Source organism: Micromonospora musae, assembly GCF_003626545.1.
GTDB classification, from domain to species: Bacteria; Actinomycetota; Actinomycetes; order Mycobacteriales; family Micromonosporaceae; genus Micromonospora; species Micromonospora musae.
In genome coordinates, this window is the sequence record NZ_RAZS01000003.1 from 797,184 (window position 1) to 818,460 (window position 21,277).

Below are 21,277 nucleotides of genomic sequence, written 5' to 3' on the forward strand. Positions count from 1 at the left end.
TATCTTGCCTCGGTGACCCACCCCCTGCGCCTACGCGCCTTCCGGCTGCTCTTCCTCGGCCGTACCGTCTCCGCCGTCGGCGACGCCGTGGTCCCCGCCGCGCTCGCCCTCGCCGTGCTGCGCGCCACCGGCTCGACCAGCGCGCTGGCCCTCGTCCTCGCGGCGGCGATGCTCCCCCGGCTCCTCCTGCTCCCCGTCGGCGGCGTCGCAGCCGACCGGTTCGACGCCCGTCGGGTCGCCGTCCTCGCCGACCTCACCCGGTGCGCCACCCAGCTCGTGGTCGGCGTCGAGCTGCTCGGCGGCGACCCGTCGCTGACCCACCTCGCCGTCGCGTCCGCGGTCGGCGGCACCGCCGCCGCGTTCGCCCTGCCCACCGCGTCGCCGCTGGTCGCCGGAGTCGTCGACGCGGCACACCGGCAGCGGGCGAACGCCCTGCTCGGCGCGAGCGCCAACGCCAGCCGGCTCGCCGGCCCGGCACTGGCCGGCGCCCTCATCTGGGCCGCGGGCCCCGGCTGGGCGTTCGTCCTCGACGCGGCCTCCTTCGCGGTCAGCGCCACCCTGCTCGCGGTCATCGCGGTGCGCCACGTCCCGCCGCCGCAGCGCCGCTCGCTCACCGCCGACCTGCTGCACGGCTGGCGTGAGGTCCGCGCCCGGACCTGGTTCTGGAGCAGCCTGCTCGGCCACGGAACGTGGAACGGCGCCGCCGCGGTGCTGATCACCCTCGGCCCGGCCGTCGCCGTCGACCGCCTCGGTGGCGAAGGAGTCTGGCTGCTGATGCTCCAGGCCGGCGCGGTCGGCATGGTCGCCGGAGCGCTGATCGCCGGCCGGTTCCGGCCCCGCCGCCCCGTCCTGACGGCCAATCTGGCCCTGGCCAGCTACGCCGCGCCGCTGATCCTGCTCGCCGTCGCCGCACCGGCCGCCACCGTCGTCGTCGCGTACGGCGTCGCGCTGGCCGCCCTCGGATTCCTCAACCCGGTCTGGGAGACCGTGGTGCAGAGCCAGTTCCCACCGCAGGTACTGGCCCGCGTCACCTCGTACGACTGGCTGGTGTCGCTCGGCGCAACCCCACTCGGCTACCTCCTCGCGCCGCTGGCCGCGCGCCATTGGGGTGAGCCGCTGCCCCTGGCCGTCGCCGGTGTGCTGGTCCTGGTGGCCTGCGCCGGCACCGCGCTGGTCCCCGACGTACGCCGGCTGAACTGGCCCGCGCCGATGCCACCGGAACCCGCTCCCGCCACCGCGCCCGCTCGGTGATGCCGTCCCGTGGCCGTTCCGTTACGACACGCACGGCCACCGGGACAGCACACGACAGGCGTGGACCGCCATGATATGGACGTGGCCGAATCCGTCAGCGAGCTGAGCCGTTCGCGTGGCGACGACTCCACCCAGTCCGGCGCTCCGCCCGCCCCCGGCCCGCGCGCCCGCGGGCCCTGGTTCGTCGCCGCCGCGGTGACCGTGGTGCTGCTGCTCCTCGCCAACCGCTACGGCTACCACCGCGACGAGCTCTACTTCCTGCTGTGCGGACGTCACCTCGACTGGGGATACGTCGACCAGGGCCCACTGGTTCCGGCTCTGGCCCGACTGATCGACACGGTCGCGCCGGGCAACCTGGTGGCGTTGCGTACCCCGTCCGCGCTGATCGGCGGCGGCTGCGTCCTGCTCGTCGCCGCCATCGCCCGCGAGTTCGGCGCCGGACGGGGCGCCCAGGCGTTCGCGGCGTTGCTCGCCGGCACCTCCGGGCTGGTGCTCGCCACCGGGCACCTGCTCAGCACCACCACCGTCGACATGCTCGTCTGGCTGGTCGTGGCGCTGTTCGCCGTGCGGGTGCTGCGCACCGGCGACCCTCGGTGGACGATCGGCATCGGGCTGGCCCTCGGCGTCGGCATGCTCAACAAGCTGCTGCCCGCGCTGCTCGCGGTCGGGCTCGTCGCCGGGGTGGCCATCGCCGGGCCGCGCCGGCTGCTGCGCGACCGGTGGGTGCTCGCCGCCGCCGGCCTCGCCGTGCTGCTCGCCGCGCCCACGCTGCTCTGGCAGGCCGCGCACGGCTTCCCGCAGCTCTCCGTGGCCGCCGCCATCGCCGACGGGGACAGCTCCTACAGCGGGCGCGTCGACGCGCTCACCCTCCAGTTCGTCATCATCAGCCCGTACGCCGTGCCGATCTGGATCGCCGGGCTCGTCGCCCTGCTGCGCCGGCCGGCGTGGCGGGCCTACCGGACGCTGGCCTGGGCCTGGCTGGTGGTGGTCGCCGTCGTGCTGCTCGCCGGAGGCAAGGGCTACTACGATGCCCCGCTGCTGCTGGTCCTCACCGCCGCCGGGGCGGTACTCACCGTCGCCTGGGCCCGCCGCGGCGCGACCACGCCGAAGCGCGTACTGCTGATCGTCGGTGCGCTGCTGTTCGTCGCCCCCAACGGGGTGCTGCTGCTGCCCACCCTGCCCGCCGACCGGCTGCCCGGCTTCGTGACCGCCGTCAACTACGACGCCGGCGAGACGATCGGCTGGCCCGAGTTCGCCGACTCCGTCGCCGCCGTACACCGCGCGTTGCCCGATCCACAGCGCCAGCGCGCGGTCATCCTGACCGCGAACTACGGCGAGGCGGGCGCGATCGCCCGGTACGGCCCATCCCGGGGACTGCCGCCGGCCTACTCCGGCCACAACAGCATGGCCGACTTCGGCCGTCCCCCCACCGACGCCGACGTGGTGATCGCCGTCGGCTGGGAACGCCCCGACCGGCTGCGCGCCTGGTTCACCAACGTGACGCTCGCCGGCCGGGTAGACCAACGGGTCGACGTCGACAACGACGAGAACGGCGGCCCGATCTGGCTCTGCACCGGGCTGCGGCGGCCGTGGGCCCAGATCTGGGAGACCGAGGTACGCCACGCCGGCTGACCGGATACACCACCGAGCCCCGACGGCCGGCGGAATCCCGGAACCGGGGACGACCCCGCGCGGCCGCATCGATAATTCCTCCCAGGATGCGGCCGCGCCGCCGTGCGGCTGCCGTGCGCCCGGCGGCGCCGGGAGTTCCGCGATCCGGGCGCGACGGGGCGGGAGGCCGGAATGACGACCGGAGGCGCCACCAGCCTGGTGCGCCGGCCGGACGCGTCGAACCGCGCCACGCTGCTGGAGCTGCTCTTCGACGTGGTCTTCGTGGCCGCCATCGCGCTCGTCTCGATGACCATCGCCGAGGGCGAGTCCTGGGCCACCACCGGACACGCGCTCCTGCTGTTCATGGCCATCTGGTGGACCTGGTCGGTCACCGCGATCACCACGGACTTCTACGACCCGGAGCAGCGGCCCCTCCAGGCCATCCTCATGGTGACCGCGTTCGGTGCCGTCGGAACGGCCGCAACGGTGCCGAGAGCCGTCGACGGGCACCCACTGCTCTTCGCCCTGGCGTACGTCACACCGCACGTGATTCGCGGCATCATCCTGGTCGGCATCCTGCACCGGCACCGGCACAAGGCCCAGGAGCGCGCCACCCGGTTCTTCTTCTGGTTCAGCGTCTCCGGAATCCTGTGGATCATCGGGGCGCTGCTGCCCAACCAGCCGCACTGGCCGCTCTGGGCCGCCGCCCTGACCATCGAGTACGTGGCGACGGCGGCACGCTATCCGACGCCGTTCCTGGGGCGGGTGCCACTCGACCAGTACGAGAAGGTGACCGAGCACCTGGGCGAGCGGTACCAGCAGTTCGTCATCCTGGCGCTCGGCGACATCATCCTCGTGCCCACCCTGAAGATCAGCTCTTCGGACTTCGCCCTCTCCCGGCTGGGCGGCTTCCTGATCGCCTTCGTGACGATGCTGCTGCTCTGGCAGCTCTACGTGTACCGGTCGGGTTCGATCCTGGAGATGACCAAGCGCCGCCGGGGTCGAGCCGCCCGGCTGGCGCCGTACACCCACCTGGTGACGCTGGTCGGAGTGGTCCTCGTCGCCGCCGGCGCGGACCGGGTCGTCCACCAGCCGACCGGGACGACGCCGCTGCACGCGGTCGTGCTGATGCTCGGCGGCCCGGTGCTCTTCATCACCGGACGGACCCTCTTCACCTACCTGGTCCAGGAGGGTCCGTCCGCGCGCCGGCTGGTCTGGATCCCGGTGCTGGGCGCCATGATGCCGTTCGCCCCGGCCTGGCCCCCGCTGCTGGTCGCCGGCGCGGCCGTGGCGGTGCTCGCCGGCGTGGTCGTCACCGACCTCGTGGTCGCACGGTCGCGGCGACGCCGCGACCCCGAGGCCCAGGCCGAGGCCGAGCACTCCCGGCCCGGCCCCGGGCTGTGAAACGGCCGGCTCAGCCGGTCGGCAGGTCCCGGCCGCGCTGCTGCACGCCCGGCAGGCCGTACGGGTAGTCGCCGACCGGCGGGGCGCTCGCCTCGTCCAACAGGCGCATCTGCTCCGGGTCGAGGAGCAGATCCGCGGCGGTGAGGTTGTCGTCCAGCTGCTCGGTGGTGCGCGCTCCGAGGATCACCGAGGTGACCGCCGGCCGGGCCGCCAACCAGGCCAGCGCCACTGCCGACATGGACACGCCCCGGTCGTCGGCGATTCGCCGCACCGCGTCGAGCACCCGCCAGGTGCGTTCCTCGGCGTTGCGTCCCGCGTACGCCTCGACGCCGCGCTCGGGGTTCTCGCCGAGCCGGGTGGCGCCCGTCGGCGGGGTGTCCCGGCGGTACTTGCCGGTCAGCCATCCGCCGCCGAGCGGGGACCACGGCAGGATGCCGATGCCCTCGTTCTCGCAGACCGGCACCAACTCGAACTCGATCTCCCGAGCCAGCAGGTTGTACTGCGGCTGCAGGGTCACGATCGGGTTGAGGTTGAGGTGCTGGGTGAGCAGCGCCGCCTTCTGCAGTTGCCAGCCGGTGAAGTTGCTGACCCCGGCGTAACGGATCTTGCCGGCGCGGATCGCGTCGTCGAAGAAGCGCAGCGTCTCCGGCAGCGGAGTCAGCGGATCCCAGGCGTGCGCCTGGTAGAGGTCGACGGCCTCCACCCCGAGCCGCCGCAGGCTCGCGTCCAGGGCGCGGGTCAGGTGCACCCGGGACAGGCCGGCGTCGTTGGCTCCCGTACCCATCGGGAACCGGCCCTTGGTGGCCAGCACCACCCGGTCGCGCACGCCGGGCCGCGCCCGCAACCACCGACCGACGATCTCCTCCGAGATCCCGGCGGAGTAGACGTCGGCGGTGTCGATGAACGTGCCGCCGGCCTCGACGAACCGGTCCAGCTGGGCGAAGCTGCCCGCCTCGTCGGTCTCCGAGCCGAAGGTCATCGTGCCGAGGCAGAGGGTCGACACCACCGTGCCGGTGGCGCCCAGGGTCCGGTAGCGCATTGCTCTCCTTCCGGTCGAGGAACAGCGCCGATCTTCGCACCGGAGTTCGCGCGCCCACCCTCCGGGGCGTACGACCCGTTCCCGCGGCCTCGCCGGGACGGCGCAGTGAACTCCGGGCGCGAAACGTCGCGTGTGGCCGGTCGGGACCTCCCCGCCCTGGTCGGCGGCGCGAACCGCCCCGAGGGAGCTGCCCTAGCGAGCAGAGCGCATCGACGCGGCCGTGCGCTCCGGCTCGGCATCAGGCAGAGTGGCGCGGAGGTGTGCGACGGCCGGGACGGGAAGGAGCGACCGTGGAGGGTCCGACCGGGGTGGTCTTTCCCGTGACCGGGGGCAAGCGCAGCACCACCGCGCTCGGCCGGGCGGTCGTCGCGGACGCGCTGCGCGCGGTCGACCCGGTCGGCGCCCGATCCGCCGAGCACGAGACTGACTGGCGGCACGGCTACCTCGGCCACTTCCGCCGGCTCGTGGAGGCGGGGCTGCTCTCCGCCGACGCCGCGCTCACCATCGCCCGCGCCGGGTTGGCCTCCCTGCACGGCCGCATGACGGTCATCGACGACGACGGCCGCGAGGCGGGGCTCGGTGAGGTCTTCTCGGCCTCCGGCGACCAACCGGCGTTGGGTACGGCCACCGTCACCGGCGCCGGCCCGGTCAAGCGGGAGCTCTCGCTGCCGTACCGCGGCCAGCGGCTGCGCGGCGACGACCTGCGCCGCCGGCTCGACGCCTGGGTGACGGCGGGTGTCGTCGAACCCTCGTGCGCCGAGGCGGTGGCCACGGTGATCGCGAACCCCGACTGGTTGGACCTACGTGACCAGCGGATCGTCGTGCTCGGCGCGGGCGCCGAGATGGGTCCCCTGACGTCGGTGTTGCGGTGGGGCGGCGAGGTCGTGGCGATCGACCTGCCCCGGCCGGAGATCTGGCGGCGCCTGGTGCAGACGGCCCGCCGCCACGGCGGCCGACTCCACCTGCCGTTGCGTCCCGGCAGCGCCGCCGACGGCGACGACCGGACGCTCGCCGCGCAGGCGGGCGCCGACCTGCTGCACCGGCTGCCGCAGGTGGCCCAGTGGCTGCGACAGTTCGACGGCCGACTCGTGCTCGGCAACTACGTCTACGCCGACGGGGCCACGAACGTCCGGGTCGCGGTGGCCGTCGACGCGCTCACCCGGCACCTCCAGGAGCACCGCCCGGACACGGCTCTGGCGTTCCTCGCCACCCCCACCGACGTCTTCGCCGTCCCCGCCGACGCGGTAAGCCACGCCGACCAGGGGTACGCGAAGCGCGGAAACACCCACCGCGCGTTGCGGATGCTCTCCGCCGGCCGGCTGCTACGGCGTAGCTATCCGCCGGGCGCCGATCCCGGCGTCAACGACAGTCTGGTAGCGCAGCAGGGACCCAACTACGCGCTGGCCAAACGGTTGCAGCGGTGGCGGGCCACCGTCGCACGGGAGGCGGGCGCGACCGTGACGTTCACCGTCGCACCGCCCACCCGGACCCGTTCGGTGCTGCGCAACCGGGCACTCGCCGCCGCGTACGCCGGGGCGCACCGGTTCGGCATCGAGGTGTTCGACCCGGCGACCAGCAACACCCTGATGGCCGCGCTGCTCGTGCACAACCTGCGCACCGGCGGCCCGGCGTTCGCCCAACCCTGGCAGGACGAGGCGTACGCCGCGGCGCACGGCGGGTTGTGGCGGGTCCCGTACGCCCCGCGCAGCGCCCTCGGGCTCGCCGTGCTGCTCGGGCTCGGCGGCGCCCGCACCTGAGTTCGGCGCGGGCCGGCCGCCCTGCCGGACCTCGACCGTGCCGAGGCGGGTCCGGGTCAGAAGTGCTGGACGCCGAGCAATGGCGCAGGCTGCGGGCCAACCTGGGGTGCCCGTTCACCTTGGCCCGGTGGGCCTCGGAGGCCATCGGGCCGATCCGGGTCGCCTCGCCGGTCGGATCACCCACCGTGTAATGCCGGGCCGCCTCGACCGCCAGCGCGACGTCCTCGTCCTAGCGGACCAGCATCCGGGCCCACGCGCCGCAGACCTGGCCGCTACGCGCCGCGGCCTGGGCGTAGTCCAAGCGGTGCTCGGCGTACCCGGTCGCCGCCGCGCCGAACGATGAGGGGTGAAGGAGTCGCTCGTCCTGTTCTAGGAGGGAGCCAGGCGTTCGAGGCGGCGGCGGGTCTCCTCGGCCGCGGGGTCGCCCACGTCCTCGTAGATCCGTACGGCCTGGCGCCAGGCGGCGGCAGCAGCGGCCTGGTCGCCCATCCCTTCCCGGGTGTCCCCGAGCCGGATGAGGGTCTCCGCCTCGTGATACCGATCGGCGGAGTCGCGGAAGAGTTGGATCGCTCGCTCGTAGCAGTCGGCCGCGCGGTCGCGTTCGCCGAGGCGGTCATAGGCGAAGCCGAGGCTGTCCAGCGTCGCGGCCTGGCCGTTGCGGTCGCCGCTCTGTTCCTGCTGGGCGAGTGCTTCGGTGCAGCTCTCGATGGCCTGCGCATAGTCGCCGGTAGTAGCCAACAGCCAACCGATCGCGTTGAGTGTCCGGGCTTCCCCCGAGCGGTTACCGGCCAGCCGGTAGAGCCGCAGCGCCTCACGACCGTGCGCGAGCGCCTCGTCGAGCCTGCCGTCCAGGTAGCAGAGTTCACAGTAGTTGTGCAGGGTCTGGGCCTGACCAGTCGGATCGCCGAGGCGTTCGTGCAGCTCGAGTGCCCGCCTCAGCCGGTGCTCGGCGGCGTCGTGGTCACCGAGTCGGGTCAGTGCGCGGGAGAGCAGCCGGTTGGCGGCGGCCTGGCCGGCGAGGTCGTCGATCCTCTCTGCGGCGGCCAGCGCGACCCGTTGGGTGGCGAGCTGATCCTGCCACAGGCCGCGCGGCGCCGTGAAGGTGTTCAACGACCAGGCGATCTGCCAGGCGTACGCCTCGAAGCTGTACTCGGCGGCCTGCCGAACCACCCGAACCAGGGCCTGGTGCTCGGCTGTGAACCAGGCGAGCGCGTCGTCGTGATCGGTCACCGGCCGCCGGGCGGGTACGGGCAGCGGCGGCACCGGATCGATCGGGGGCCACTGCGGCTGGAGCAGCCGCGCGGCCCGATAGGCGGCGTGCAGGTAGTGGTCGTACAGGCGCTGCCGGGCGGCCGCGCGTTCGTCGGCGTGCTCCGACGACTCCGCGAGCTCGGCCGCGTAGGCGCGCAGGAGGTCGTGGAAGGCGTACCGGCCGGGCGTGTGCTCGTTCAGCAGGTGGAGCCGGGTCAACTCCCGCAGTCGCGGCGTGACGGCCGCAGTGGACACGCCGGCGAGCGCCGCGGCCGCGGCGGCGGTCAGGTCCGGGCCCGGATGCAGCCCCAGCAGGGTGAACAGCCGGGCCGCGTCCTGCCCCAGCGCCAGGTACGACCAGGAGAAGACGCGCCGGACGTCGCCGTCGGCCAGCGCGTCCAGCCTTGCCTCGGCCGAGTGCAGTTCGGCCGCGATGGCGCCGAGCGGAAACGTGGGATGAGTGGCGGCGCGGGCCGCCACTATCGACAGAGCCAGTGGGAGACGGCCGGCGGCCTCGACGATGTCGGTCACCGCCGTCGGCTCGGAAGCCAGGCGGCCGGCGCCGAGCCGGCCGGCGAGCAGGCTCATCGACTCCTCCGCCGTGAGTACGCCGAGTGTCAACGGCGTGGCGCACTCGGCGGCGATCAGGCCGCCGAGCCGGTCGCGGCTCGTGACCACGACCATGCAGCCACCGCCACCGGGCAGCAGGGCGCGAACCTGGGCGGAGTCGCGAGCGTTGTCGAGCACCACGAGCATCCGGCGGGAGGCCAGCAGGCTGCGGTAGAGCCCGGTCCGGGCCTCCATGCCGGAGGGTATCCGGGCGTGGGGCACGCCGAGCGCTTCGAGGAAGCCGGACAGGGCGTCCGGCGGGGACACCGCACCGGCCTCGTCATAGCCGCGAAGGTTCACATAGAGCTGGCCGTCGGGGAAGCGGTCCGCCACCCGGTGCGCCCAGTGCAACGTCAGGGCGGTCTTGCCGACTCCGGCCATGCCGGACACCGCGGCTATGACCACGGTCGTCGGCCTCCGTGCCCCGTCGTCCAGGAGGGCGTCGAGGCTGGTCAACTCGGCGCTGCGACCAACGAACTCCGGCACCCCACGCGGTAGCTGTTCGGGGTACTGGACGAGCGGCGCCGGCGCCGGTGCCGTGACCGGCGTCGGCCCGTCCCCGCCTGTTGGTGGTTTCGCTGCCAGTTCCGGGCGGTGATGCAGGATGTCGTCGTACAACCTGGTGAGTTCCGGCGCGGGATCGAGGCCAGTCTCCTCCGCGAGCGCATGCCGCGCCTGCCGGAAGGCCTCCAGGGCACCGGCCACGTCGCCGATGCGGTACAGGCCCACCATCAGCTGGCCCCACGCCCGCTGCCGCAGCGGATGCCGGTCGAGCAGGCCCCGCAGCCGGTGCACCACCTCGGCCGGCGCGCCGAGGGCCAGCACCGCCTCGGCGTAGTCTTCCTCGGCGAGCAGCCGGCGCTCCTCCACCTGCGCCACCCGCCGCGCCAGCGCCGAACGCAAGGGCAGGTCGGAGAGCGGGGCCCCACGCCACAGGCCCACCGCGGCGGAGAGTTCGGCCTCGGCGCGGTCGACATCCGATACGGCGAGAGCGTCACGGCCCCGCGCCGCCGCCGCGTCGAACAGGTCCAGGTCCCGCTCGCCCGGCCCCACCCGAAGCAGGTAGCCGCCGGCCGCAGCGGTTATCCCATCCCAGGGCGCCCCGCCACCCAACGACTGCCGCAGCCCCCGCACGTAGGTGCGCAGGTTCGCCGCGGCGGACGCCGGCTGTTCGTCGCCCCACAGCATCGCGGCCAACTCGTTGGAGCCGACCACCTCATTCGGGCGCAGCAGCAGGGTGGCCAAGAGGAGACGCTGTTTCACCGAGCCCAGCGGAACCGGCCGGCCTTCGCGGTACACCCGGAGCGGGCCGAGGAGGTCGAAACGCACAGGCACCTCACGTGTGGCGCTGCGATCTGTCATCGGGTGCGCCATACCCAGATGACAGGACCGGGTAGCTGGTCTGTACGCCGATTGTGCGGCGATTGTACGGGCCCCACCGTACCGTTCGACCGTCCACACTGCTCGATTCGACAGCGCCCGCGGTGAGGCCACCGAGCGGCCGCCGTGCCCAGCTTGTCCCTTGTCATCGTTCCGCCCCGAGTGATTCACAACGAAGGAGATGCATGTCTTCGCTCCACTCCACCCGCCGCGTGCTCCGTAAGGCTGCTGTCCCGGTAGTCGGCGCGCTGTTGGCCATCGGCATCAACGTCGCCACCGCCACGCCCGCTGCGGCCAGTGGCTCCTACTCCGGCCGGGCGTACGTCTACGGCAGCGGCGTGGTACCCGACGACTTCGATGACGAGGGCGTCGTCAACGTCTCCACGCACCGCAACTCGAACGTCGCCTGTCTGTGGCAGACCATTCTCTGGGCGAATGGTTACCTGCCCTCGTCCGGGATCGACGGCGTCTTCGGCGACCAGACCGATGCCGCGACGAGGAATTTCCAGCGCGACAAGAGCCTCGTCGCAGACGGCTCCGCCGGCCGGAACAGCTGGACGAAGGCTGGCGACAAGCTCGTGCAGCGCGACAACCAGAACGGATGGTTGTACGTGGTGTACCAGGGGGCACGGGGCTCCAGGAGCACGTACAGCTCACACGAGTTCGTGTTGCAGCGTTCGCCCGACGGGAACTACAGGTTCTACCCGCCCCAGGGCGGCGGCCCCTACTGGGCCACCTACAACTCCCGCACCTGCTGATCTCGCCATGACGACGTCCGGTCGCCCGCCGCCGACGAGGGGCGGCCGGACGTCCGCCTCTCCCCCGCCCGACACCTCCACGATCAATCCGCCGCCGCCGGAAGGCCGCGACAGGTTCGACGAGATGGCGAGGATGTCGATACCCGGCCAACCACTGCACGTTGGCCAACCACACCGCTTCATGTCCGTGGACCAGCCGGCAGTCCCAACCGATATCCGCGCAGGCCCGCACGGTGGCCTCGAATCCCACCGCGTCGCGCGGCTTGACTTGGGACGCAGGGCGGGAGTCGACCACGACGCCCGTTCCGTCCGCCTTGCGTGCAAAGAAGTTGACCCATGTCGGGCAACATCCCTGTCGCCGAACGGAATCAATCTCCGTACCAGTGGAGCACCAGGCCGGGCTCGTCGCGCCACCGCGTCAGCAATGCCCGTAGCGCCGCCACCAGCCCACGCTCCACGTCGTTACCCGCCGCCGCCTCCAGACGGTCGATTTCGGCGTCGAGCTGCGGCAGATCCTCACGGCTGAGTACGCCATCCGACCATGGGTCCAGCTGGCCCAAGATCGGAAGTCGATTCCCCCGGCCGCGTTCATCAACGGCAGCAGCTCCTCAACCGACACGTCAAGCAGCAACCCGCGTTCCTCGGCCGTAGCCCACTCTTCGGCGTGAGCGCGGTGGCGCTCACGCCGCTGCGTCCGGGTAGCACGACGCAGGCTCTTCGAACGCGGCTGTGGAGGGCGAAGCGCCAACAGCAGACCCACCCCGGCGACGCTACGGCATCACTTTCACTGAGCCAGGACGACAGCCTCACGGAAGCGAGCACGCGCGCGGATTCCTCGCCGCACATAACAGTCATTATGATGTGGCCGCGTTATGTCCAAATAGTCCGCATAATTTATCGCATTGTCATTACCGGTAATCCGGTAATGAGCGCCGACCGTCGCCAGCGCCTGTCAGACGGACACGTGCCTCAGCACGGGTCCTGTCGCTTCGCAGCCAAGCTGGCGAGTCGGCTCACCGCTGTGGCGAAGGGTTGGCGAGTTCTCAACCAACGTGGCGAGCGACGACGGGACGGGCTGTGGCCGCCGAGGGAAGATCTGGAACGCTGAGGCCGTGACCCACTCCGCATATGACATCTCGTATGACGTCGAGGCCGTTCATGTGCCTCGCTTGATGAAGCTGTTCGCCTCGGCATGGTGGGCAACTGAACGTACGGAGGCGGAAGCGCGCGGAATACTCTCCGGATCCGATGTTGTGGTGACAGTCGTTGATCGACCGGCCGAGCGGCTCGTCGGGTTCGCCCGGGTGCCACGGCTGTTTCAAGATCGGTGATCTATAGGGTGAGCGGCCGGTAGTGACGTTCGGCATCACGGGCACGGCGGCAGCGTGTCGCATGTGGAGTAGGGCGAAGCCCCGGTATGACAAGGGGTCCTACCACAGACCTACCGTCCCCGGAGCTTCGCGTGCCTCAGTCTGTCATGTCCGCCCCGCGCGGGGACGACACCCAGTTGCTCGACCGGATCTATGGGCTGAGGGCACACGGTGCGCAGATGAGCCCAGTCATCACCAGATCGAACCCGGCCCACCGGTGTTGGCCGACCGGTCCGGGGTGAGCTGATCCACCAGCTCAGCCCTTCCTGCGCTTGGCATAGACCAGCTGGTGTTCCCAGCCCCGATTGGATATCAACCTGACTCCGTCTGTGTGCCACCACATGAGGACGCAGAGTAGGAACGCGGCAATCCCGAGACCGGCCGGTATGAAGGACAGCTCGACCCACAGCGGCGTGACGTAGGGCCTGTTGTCCGGAGGCGGACGGTCGAACTGGACAAACACGAAGATGGCGGCGGCGGTGAGGAGGATGCTGGGCACCGCCGCGGTCAGCCATACCCTGCGCGCCCATCTCGTACCTGCGGCATTGCGGACCCGAACGCGCAAGCGCGTACCGCATTTGCCGCAGCTCAGCTCCGACACGCTGGTGCCATGAGCCGGCCTGCGGACCGGAATGGGAAAGGTACCGTAGGTGTGAATCGTCTTGTTGCCCAAACGCTCCACGCGTACCTGATGACCCAGCCGCTTGCTCGGGTAATCGCCGACTGCGCCGCGCATCTCACCTCCGCCGTGCAGAGGTACGAGCATACTGCGAGTGCTGGTTTCACAGCGTCAGTGATCTGGTCACGGCTGTTTTTTCAAGATCATAGTGTGAGGCCGAGGATGGTGAATGGCCTGTTCATGTAGCGGTTTGCCCATCGGGTGGCTTCGGCGATGTCGCGGCGGCCGGCCAAGCGCAACGCGCCGATGGCGAGGTTACGTAGGGACGCGAGGATTCTGGGGCCGGATCGGGTGCGTGCTCGGCTGGCGTCTTCGCGGTAGCAGGTGTCGCGTAGCCAGTGCAGGGACTCCACGCCCCAGTGGTCTTTGACGTAGCCGGCCAGGCTGGGTGGGGCTGGCCTGGTCGGGGGCAGGTTGGTGACGCCGAGCGCGGCAGCCGCCGATGGTGATCGCCCGGCGGTGTCGGTGACGTAGCGTTCGATCAGGTACACCTGCTGCACGTGGGGAAATGGCAGGGTGTCGGGGGCGGGTAGGACCCGGATGGTGCGGCGGGTGATCCGTCCGTGGCCGATGTCGGTGTGCTGGTGGGCGATTGGAGTGTCCGCCCAGGGCAGCGTGTCGCAGGCGGCGTACAGCGCGGCGCGGTTTTGCTTCACCGGGAGCAGGAAGAACCCGCCGCGGCGGTGGACGTAGTCGGCGGTGGCCTTGACCGTGTGTAGTGCGTCCGCGGTACACCAGCCCGGAACCCTCGTCGAGCAGGCCGCCCACCTGCACGACCGCACCGGCGGCATGATCGGCAGTCTCGACCAGCTCATCCACGAAGCCGCCAACGACGCCATCATCGACGGCACCGAGAAGATCACCAAGGCTCATCTCGACGCGGTCATTCTCGACATCGCCGCCCAGGCTCAGTTCACCCCACCCCGCCAGCGCCGGGCAGGTCAGCGATGAGGACGTGGCAGCAGACCGCCCAACAGCTACCGGTCCAGGTCAGACCGATCCAGGGCGAGACGACGATCTCCTACGTTTTCCGGCTCGCCGGCGCCAACGACCTCGCCCGGCCCACCATCCTCCTCGGCGCTCTCGGTCAGGCCAGCAGAGGCCTGACCCGCTACTTAATTGACGACTACGACGTCCATCTCAACCCACTCGCCCTGCAACGGCTGGAGACTTTCGCCGGCACACCGCAGGGTCATCTTAAAACGGTGCTGCCCGGGCCTCATCACCCGGGCAACGCGCCCCCCACGGAAGTCCCGGCCATCCGCGTCGTCAAGGCATGGAACCTGCGCGACCACTGCGATCACTGCACCGCCCGGCTCCCGGGCCGTCCAGCGGTCAAGGTCTACACCTTGTATTTCCCCACGCTCTGCCGCGAACATCGCCGCTGGCTTGCCACCAAGACAGACCTCACGAACACCCCGGAGATCATCACCGCCCACCGCCGCCACGGCCGGCTGCTCGCCACCACCGGTGACCGCCAGTGGACCTATCAGCAGCTTCACCGCGCCACCTGGATCGTCAGCGAGTGGGCGCGCCGAAGCTTTCGCACCGTCCCCCGCTTGCATGACCGCTGGCAGGCCAGAGGCAGACTCCTCGCCGGCCATCACAGCCCGTTCAACCCATCTGACTTGCTCGTCTATCCCGAAGCCGTCGCGCTGGCCGAGATCTTCTGCGATCTCGAATGGCGCCGGCACGTCGCGATGGTCCGCGAGCTGGAGATGCCGAACTTTTACAGGCGCATCGCCGCACGACTCAATCAACCCCGTGACTTCGCCGACTGGCTCGGACGTCCATCGATGCGCCTACGCCGCCGCAGCGGCTACGACTGGGTGACCAACCCGATCCAGCAGTGGATATCCCAGCTCCGCCACACACACCGGAAGATCCGCACCGAGTTCTACGAACGCCACAACGGCTTCAGCCGGACGCCCTTCCCCGAAACTCGCCACTTCAAGTGAGGAACGATGACCAGTGACCACACCGAACCCAACTGGCGAACCGCAGGTCAACCAAGCACAGTCTCGCCAACTCAAACGAGAAGAGACAACGGGTCCCCCTGGAATCTTGCGGTCAGCTCAGGTCGGCGACGACCGGTCGGGGAGCAACGACGTCTGGTCCACGCGCCCCGGTCAAAGCCGGAGCCAGCGATCGAACCAGGCGCAAGTCCGGTGCAGGACGTCGAGTTGGTGTTGGCGCTCCCGGATCGGGTGACCCTCTCTCGGGTAGATCACGAACTCGTGCTCGACGTCGAAGTGGCGCAGCGCCCGGTGCAGGTACACGGCCTGTCCGAGGGGAACGTTGGTGTCCTCAGCCCCATGAAGGATGAGCACCGGAGTGCGGATCTGGCTGGCGAAGGAGATCGGGCTGACCGCGTCGTGCGGATGCGGGCCGATGCCGGACCAGCCGGTGCTGCCACCGAGGGCGGCTTCGAACTGGCCGTTCTCCCCGGTCGCGGCGAGCATGCCCCAGTCGGTGACACCGGCGCCGACCAGCGCGGCGCGGAAACGGTCGGTCTGGCCGACGGCCCAGGCGGACATGAAGCCGCCGTGGCTCCAGCCGGCGATGCCCAGCCGGTCCGGATCGGCGATGCCCTCGGCGATCAGCAGGTCGATGCCGGTAAGGATGTCCGTCCACTCCTGCTGTCCGACCCGACCGGCGACGCTGGCGGCGAAGTGCTGGCCGTGGCCCTGACCGCCGCGCGGGTTGGGCAGAAACACCGCGTAGCCGGCGGCGGCCAGCCACTGCGCGCTGGGAGACCAGGACAACTGGAGACGATCGGCGTAGCGATCGTACGGGCCTCCGTGCACGATCGTGACCAGCGGGAACGGGCCCTCGGACGCGCTTCTCCCGACCGGCAGTACGAGCAGGCCGTCCAGCTCGAGGCCGTCGGCGGCGTGGTAGGCCAACGGTTGTTGCGTGCCGAGCGCGATGCCGTCCAGCTCCGGGCGGGTGTTGGTGATTCTGCGCAGCGGCCCGGTCGGCGGCCCGAGATGGACGTTCGCGGGTTGGTAGCGGGTGCCGGTGAGTACCGCGATCTCCTCGCCACCAGGGGTAGCGGTCAGGTTGTCGAGGCGTCCGGGGTGATGCGACAGAGGCATGAGGTCGGTGGGGCCGAGCCGGGCCAGGGTCGCGTTCAGCCCGTCGGCGAAGACCACCAGTGGGGCGGCATCGGTCTGGCAGAGTTCGGTGGGGCACATCGGGAGACCAGCGGTGCGGTTGCGCAGAACGCGGTTCTCTACCGCCAGGTCGATCAGGGCGGTGCCGGCCTGCAGCATCGGCGGGGTGAGCGCGAGGTAACCGAGGTGCCAACCGTCCTCGCCCGGCCACCAGGCCAGAGATCGCGCGTCGGCGGCGACCGGTCCGAGGTTCTCCGCAGCCCCGGTCGTCGGGTCGAAAAGGTGCAGTTGGCCGGTGCGTGGGCCGTAGTCGTTGTCGGCGCTGGCAGCGGTCAGCACGGCGAGTGGTCCGCCGTCGGGACGTTGCCGCAGCTCCACGACGTGCCGGTCACCGAAGGCATCCGGGGTGGTGACCCGGCCGGTGCGCAGGTCGAGCAGGCGCAACCGGACCCGCGGTTCACTCTCGCCGACCACGATCGCGTCGTCGCGGTCCCGGGCGCGTTGGGCGTCCTGCTCGGTGGGTTCGTCCTCGGCGAGCAGCGCGACCAGGTTGGGATCGGTGAGCGGCAGGTGGTCGATGATGCCGCCGTGCCAGCTGGTCAACGTGGTCGTCGTGCCGTCGGCGAGGGTGAGCCCGTGCAGCTGCGGGGTGCCGCGGTCGGCACGGTCGGAGAGGAAGAAGAGCGTCTGCGAGTCGACCGACCAGCGGGGCCGGGATTCGGTTGCGGTGTCAGCGGTCGCCCGGCGCGATGCGACGACACCATCGGTGTCGACGAGCCAGAGTTCGGTGTCGAGGTGGTCACCGGTCCGGGTGGCGGGAGCGAGGACGTAGCAGAGCAGGCGCCCGTCCGGGGCGAGCGCCGGGGTCCGCGGGTCACGACCATCGACCACGAGCTCGGCGGTCAGGCCTGTCATGGGATAAGTCTGCCAGCAGTCAACAGAGCAACACGCGACCGATCCAGTGCTGGAACAGTGCACTGGCGAGTTCTCATTGAAGTGCCGAGGATCGACTGGCTCGTACGAGCAAACGTCCGCTCGGGTCTGCAGTAGGCGGAGAGGATCCTCGCCGAACAGATCGCCGCCGGCTGCGGCGTGGCGGGCACGCGCGGCGGTGGAATCACCGTCGCACCTGCGCGATCACAGCGTGGAGGTAACCCGCCGCTGCTGGCCGGCATGGGAGCAGTCACACCGCGAGAAGTCCTGGTCGAACTCTCAGGATGGCACTCCGTAGCGGGCGGCGACCGCGGCAGCGCGGTTGCGCAGGGACGTCCGCAACCACTGCGGGCCCAGGGCTTCCGCGTTCGTGGCGAGCTGCCACAGCGCCCATTCGGCGTGTCTCGGATCTTGGAAGGTCACCTCCAGCCGCAGTAAGCCGTCTGCGTCGGTTTCCTCGGCGCGGACGGCCAGCGCGGTGCCCACCAGGTCCTCCCGCCTCGCCGGGTTCATTCGTACCAGCACGGTGACTTGTTCGCCGCCAGTCCGAAACTGCGTGCTGCGTTCCTGCCAGGCTCGGTCCAGATCGACCCGGTCTGGTCGCTGTGCCGGTTCCGGGAGTTCCTCGGCGGCCAAAATCCGGGACAGCCGGTAGGTACGGTCCACGCCGGCCCTCATGGCCAGCAGGTAGCCCTGCTCGCGTACCGTGACCAGGCCGATTGGGTCCACGGTGCGCCACTTCGGGGTCTGGTGCACAGCCGCGTAATGGATGCGCAGCTTGTGTCCGGCGAACACCGCGCGCCGGACCTCCGCCACTACGGCCTCGGGCGCCTCGTCAGCGACCAGCCGGCGCGAGAGGAGGTCGGTCTCCGGGTCGATGAGCAAGCGCTGGACCGCGCCTGCCGCAGTGGCCCGATAGCTTTCGGGCAGCGCGTCAACCACCTTGCGCATGGCCGAAGCGAGCGCCGAGCCGAGGCCGAATGCTCGCGCGCCGCGCCGCGATCCGGCGACCAGCAGGGCGAGCGCTTCGTCGTGGTTCAGTCCGGTGAGCTCGGTCCGGAAACCGGGCAACAATGCGAAACCGCCGTGCCGACCGCGCTCGGCGTGGACCGGGACGCCCGCTGCGGACAGCGCCTCGATGTCGCGCAGCACCGTGCGGGTCGACACCTCCAGCTCGCGAGCCAGCGTGGCCGCGGACAGCCGACCGCGCTGGCGCAGCAGCAGCACCAGCGAGACCAACCGGTCGGCGCGCATCGGAAAACCCTACAGCAATACACGACACAGGATGTCGTGTTTCGTTGCCAGGCTTATCAACGTGACGTCGGCGACCGTGGCTATCGAGCCCGTGGACGTGCGCACTCCCGATGAATCGAATGGAGCTGATGTGGCAGTGGATCGAACGGCAGTCAACCCGGTGACGTGGTCGCTGGAGATGGGATTCAACCAGGGGGAGATCGTTTCCGGGCAGGCCCGGACCCTGTACTGCTCCGGACAAACCGCGATGAGCGGTGACGGCAAGCCGCAGCATGACGGCGACATGGCCGCACAGTTGGCGCTGAGCCTCGACAACCTGGAGGCCGTGCTCGGCGAGGCTGGCATGTCCCTCGCGAATCTCGTCCGACTCAACGTCTACACCATCGACGTTGAGCTGCTGTTCCCGCACTACGGCGTGCTGGCGTCGCGGTTGGGTGCCGCCAGGGTGGCGCCGACCACCACGATGCTCGAGGTGACACGGCTGGCGATCCCTGGCCAGATGGTCGAACTCGAGGGAACCGCCGTCGCGTGACGCGACCTCGCGGCCGCTGCTGCTCGTGCCGGTTCAACCGGCACGAGCAGCAGGTACAGGGGTGATCTCCGGTGCTCAGAATGGTGACGATCGGCGTCTACGGCTTCGACGGCGAATCCTTCCCGAAACGACTGCGGCACGCAGACGTCCGCCTGCTGCTCGACGTACGCCAGCGCCGCGGTGTCCGCGGACCCGAGTACGCCTGGGCGAACTCACTCCGGCTGCAGGCGGCCCTCGCCTCGGCCCGGATCGCCTACGAGCGCCACCCCGAGCTTGCCCAAACCACCGAACTACGCCAACTCCAGGATCAGACCGTCGACCGTGATCGGGGCCAGCCCGGCCGCCACCGGATCCGCCCAACGACCACACCGGCCTCGGTCAGAATCGGCTCGGCCGTGAGGCGTGATCACGTGGCGCGTAAAGAACTGGACGGGATGATGCTCGGCTTGTAACTTCCAGTTGCCCGTGACTTCGCCCGAGGAGGTGAGACCCGTGAACGTTGCAGCGATGTGGGTGCTCCCCCTACCCGTCACGGTCGGGCGATTGACGTAGGTGTCGCCGGGAGCGCCTTGCCGACAAGGCACTCCCGAAAGGCAACACCTCATGCACTCTCTGCCATTCACCGCCGAGCCGTCGTCGACCGACGCGGTCGAGCGCGACTCCACCGCGGGCGACGTCCCCGCACTCCCCTCACCCGCCTCCGGCGCCGATCGCGCGCCCGGTGACTTCGATGTGATCATCGCCGGTTGCGGGCCGACCGGCGCGATGCTCGCCGCCGAGCTGCGGCTGCACGAGGTGCGGGTACTCGTGCTGGAGAGGGAGACCGAGCCCGTGTCGTTCGTCCGCATCGTCGGACTGCACATTCGCAGCATCGAGCTGATGGCGATGCGCGGGCTGCTGGAGCGCATCCGCGAACGCGGGCGGCAGCGTCCGGCCGGCGCCTACCTCGCCGGCATCGACAAACCCGCGCCCGCGGGCCTGGACTCGAGGTACGCCTACCTGCTGGGCATCCCGCAGCCGGTCATCGTCCAGCTGCTCGAAGAACACGCGATCGAACTGGGTGCGCAGGTCCGGCGCGGCTGCGCGGTGGCCGGCTTCGTCCAGGACGACGACGGTGTGACCGTCGAACTGGCCGACGGGGAACAGCTGCGTACGCGCTATCTCGTCGGCTGCGACGGCGCGCGCAGCACGGTACGCAAGCTGCTCGGCGTCGGCTTCCCCGGCGAGCCCGCGCGGACCGAGACGCTGATGGGCGAGATGAGCGTGGGTGTGTCGCAGGAGGAGGTCGCCGCCAAGCTGGCCGAGGTCGGCGAGACCAACAGGCAGTTCCAGCTCAGGCCGTTCGGCGCAGGGGTGTACAGCGTGGTGGTCCCCGCCGCCGGAGTCAGCGACCGCGCGGAGCCGCCCACCCTCGAGGACTTCGCACAACAGTTGCGCGCCGTCGCCGGAACCGATTTCGGCGTGCACTCCCCACGCTGGCTGTCCCGCTTCGGCGACGCCACCCGGCTGGCCGAACGGTATCGGGTCGGGCGGGTGCTGCTGGCCGGCGACGCGGCGCACATCCATCCACCAGCCGGCGGGCAGGGCCTCAACCTGGGCGTTCAGGACGCCGTCAACCTCGGCTGGAAGCTGGCCGCGCAGATCCGCGGCCGGGCGCCGGAGACCCTGCTCGACACGTACCAGGCCGAGCGTCATCCGGTCGCCGAGGGGGTGCTGGACCACACCCGCGCCCAGATGGAGTTGTTCTCCACCGAACCGGGCCCGCGGGCCGTGCGCCGGCTGCTGACCGAACTGATGGACTTCGACGAGGTGAACCGCTACCTGATCGAGAAGGTCACCGCGATCGGCATCCGCTACGACTTCGGCGAGGGCTCCGACCTGCTGGGCCGCCGCCTGCACGACATCGACGTGAAGCAGGGAAACCTCTACGGTCTGCTGCATCGCGGCCGGGGGCTGCTGCTGGACCGCACCGAACGCCTGACCGTCGGCGGTTGGGCGGACCGGGTCGACCACCTGGCGGATCCCACTGCGGCGCTGGACCTCCCGGGCGTACTGCTCCGCCCCGACGGCCACGTCGCCTGGGTCGGCGACGACCAGCAGGACCTGGACGACCACCTCTACCGCTGGTTCGGCAGGCCCAACTAGTTCGGGAAACCGTTCGAGGTGCGGCCGGGCGGGCCACTCGGCCCGCCCGGCCGCCTCCCGGCTAGGTCCTGTCCTGCCGATCATGGAAGCCAGATGATGGCGGCGATGAGGACGAGGCTGGCTCGGTAGAGGGATGCGCGTTTGGCGTAGCGGGTGGCCAGGTCCCGCCACTGTTTGAGCCGGTTGAA

General features: G+C 70.7%; 17 protein-coding genes and 1 pseudogene. 10 read left to right on the top strand and 8 right to left on the bottom strand.

All coding sequences use genetic code 11. The features are described 5' to 3' along the window. Positions 1-12 precede the first annotated feature (12 nt). From D7147_RS11745 to D7147_RS11755, 3 genes are all read left to right on the top strand, one after another. Entirely contained in the window at positions 13-1,251 is a 1,239-nt protein-coding gene (locus D7147_RS11745; protein ID WP_120676610.1) for an MFS transporter, read from the top strand. Positions 1,252-1,326: 75 nt separating this feature from the next. Further along, positions 1,327-2,883: an ArnT family glycosyltransferase gene (locus D7147_RS11750; protein WP_407663333.1), complete on the top strand. Its 1,557-nt coding sequence runs from the start codon at positions 1,327-1,329 to the stop codon at positions 2,881-2,883. Between the two features lie 171 nt (positions 2,884-3,054). Further along, positions 3,055-4,266, top strand: a complete 1,212-nt coding sequence (locus tag D7147_RS11755; protein ID WP_147437388.1) for a low temperature requirement protein A — start codon at positions 3,055-3,057, stop codon at positions 4,264-4,266. Positions 4,267-4,276: 10 nt separating this feature from the next. On the opposite strand, the gene D7147_RS11760 is transcribed toward D7147_RS11755, so the two are convergent. Next, positions 4,277-5,305 (bottom strand): aldo/keto reductase, encoded by a 1,029-nt coding sequence (locus D7147_RS11760; protein WP_120676614.1) that lies wholly within the window; start codon positions 5,303-5,305, stop codon positions 4,277-4,279. Between the two features lie 290 nt (positions 5,306-5,595). Here D7147_RS11760 and D7147_RS11765 point away from each other — a divergent pair, with 290 nt between their 5' ends. Next, complete coding sequence (locus D7147_RS11765) at positions 5,596-7,062, top strand: hypothetical protein (RefSeq protein ID WP_120676616.1); 1,467 nt, start codon at positions 5,596-5,598, stop codon at positions 7,060-7,062. A 369-nt stretch (positions 7,063-7,431) separates the two neighbouring features. Here the strand turns inward: D7147_RS11765 and D7147_RS11775 are convergent, their stop codons facing one another. Beyond that, positions 7,432-10,185 (bottom strand): AfsR/SARP family transcriptional regulator, encoded by a 2,754-nt coding sequence (locus tag D7147_RS11775; RefSeq protein WP_233563086.1) that lies wholly within the window; start codon positions 10,183-10,185, stop codon positions 7,432-7,434. A 302-nt stretch (positions 10,186-10,487) separates the two neighbouring features. On the opposite strand from D7147_RS11775, the gene D7147_RS11780 reads away from it, so the two are divergent. Continuing rightward, entirely contained in the window at positions 10,488-11,060 is a 573-nt protein-coding gene (locus D7147_RS11780; protein WP_120676620.1) for a peptidoglycan-binding domain-containing protein, read from the top strand. 368 nt (positions 11,061-11,428) lie between these two features. Here the strand turns inward: D7147_RS11780 and D7147_RS11790 are convergent, their stop codons facing one another. From D7147_RS11790 to D7147_RS11800, 3 genes are all read right to left on the bottom strand, one after another. Next, complete coding sequence (locus tag D7147_RS11790) at positions 11,429-11,620, bottom strand: hypothetical protein (protein ID WP_120676621.1); 192 nt, start codon at positions 11,618-11,620, stop codon at positions 11,429-11,431. 1,066 nt (positions 11,621-12,686) lie between these two features. After that, positions 12,687-13,166 (bottom strand): hypothetical protein, encoded by a 480-nt coding sequence (locus D7147_RS32120; RefSeq protein WP_147437389.1) that lies wholly within the window; start codon positions 13,164-13,166, stop codon positions 12,687-12,689. Positions 13,167-13,252: 86 nt separating this feature from the next. After that, positions 13,253-13,924 (bottom strand): ISAs1 family transposase, encoded by a 672-nt coding sequence (locus tag D7147_RS11800; RefSeq protein WP_325050647.1) that lies wholly within the window; start codon positions 13,922-13,924, stop codon positions 13,253-13,255. On the opposite strand from D7147_RS11800, the gene D7147_RS32420 reads away from it, so the two are divergent. Beyond that, positions 13,821-14,060 carry a hypothetical protein gene (locus D7147_RS32420; protein ID WP_199734165.1) on the top strand — a complete coding sequence of 80 codons (240 nt, stop codon included), beginning with the start codon at positions 13,821-13,823 and terminating at the stop codon, positions 14,058-14,060. The genes D7147_RS11800 and D7147_RS32420 overlap by 104 nt on opposite strands. Further along, positions 14,057-15,067, top strand: a complete 1,011-nt coding sequence (locus D7147_RS11805) for a hypothetical protein (RefSeq protein WP_120676627.1) — start codon at positions 14,057-14,059, stop codon at positions 15,065-15,067. The genes D7147_RS32420 and D7147_RS11805 overlap by 4 nt, the downstream gene beginning before the upstream one ends. A 171-nt stretch (positions 15,068-15,238) precedes the next feature. Here the strand turns inward: D7147_RS11805 and D7147_RS11810 are convergent, their stop codons facing one another. Continuing rightward, positions 15,239-17,140 (bottom strand): S9 family peptidase, encoded by a 1,902-nt coding sequence (locus tag D7147_RS11810; protein ID WP_120676629.1) that lies wholly within the window; start codon positions 17,138-17,140, stop codon positions 15,239-15,241. A gap of 297 nt (positions 17,141-17,437) precedes the next feature. Continuing rightward, positions 17,438-18,412, bottom strand: coding sequence for a helix-turn-helix transcriptional regulator (locus D7147_RS11815; protein ID WP_120676631.1), 975 nt, complete (start codon positions 18,410-18,412; stop codon positions 17,438-17,440). Positions 18,413-18,473: 61 nt separating this feature from the next. Here D7147_RS11815 and D7147_RS11820 point away from each other — a divergent pair, with 61 nt between their 5' ends. From D7147_RS11820 to rox, 3 genes are all read left to right on the top strand, one after another. Next, positions 18,474-18,944, top strand: coding sequence for a RidA family protein (locus tag D7147_RS11820; RefSeq protein WP_233563087.1), 471 nt, complete (start codon positions 18,474-18,476; stop codon positions 18,942-18,944). A gap of 80 nt (positions 18,945-19,024) precedes the next feature. Then, entirely contained in the window at positions 19,025-19,396 is a 372-nt protein-coding gene (locus D7147_RS32650; RefSeq protein ID WP_199734150.1) for a hypothetical protein, read from the top strand. Positions 19,397-19,547: 151 nt separating this feature from the next. Beyond that, positions 19,548-21,089: a rifampin monooxygenase gene (gene rox, locus D7147_RS11830; RefSeq protein WP_120676634.1), complete on the top strand. Its 1,542-nt coding sequence runs from the start codon at positions 19,548-19,550 to the stop codon at positions 21,087-21,089. Positions 21,090-21,169: 80 nt separating this feature from the next. Here the strand turns inward: rox and D7147_RS32655 are convergent. Beyond that, positions 21,170-21,277: pseudogene (locus D7147_RS32655) on the bottom strand (IS5/IS1182 family transposase); the annotation flags it as partial.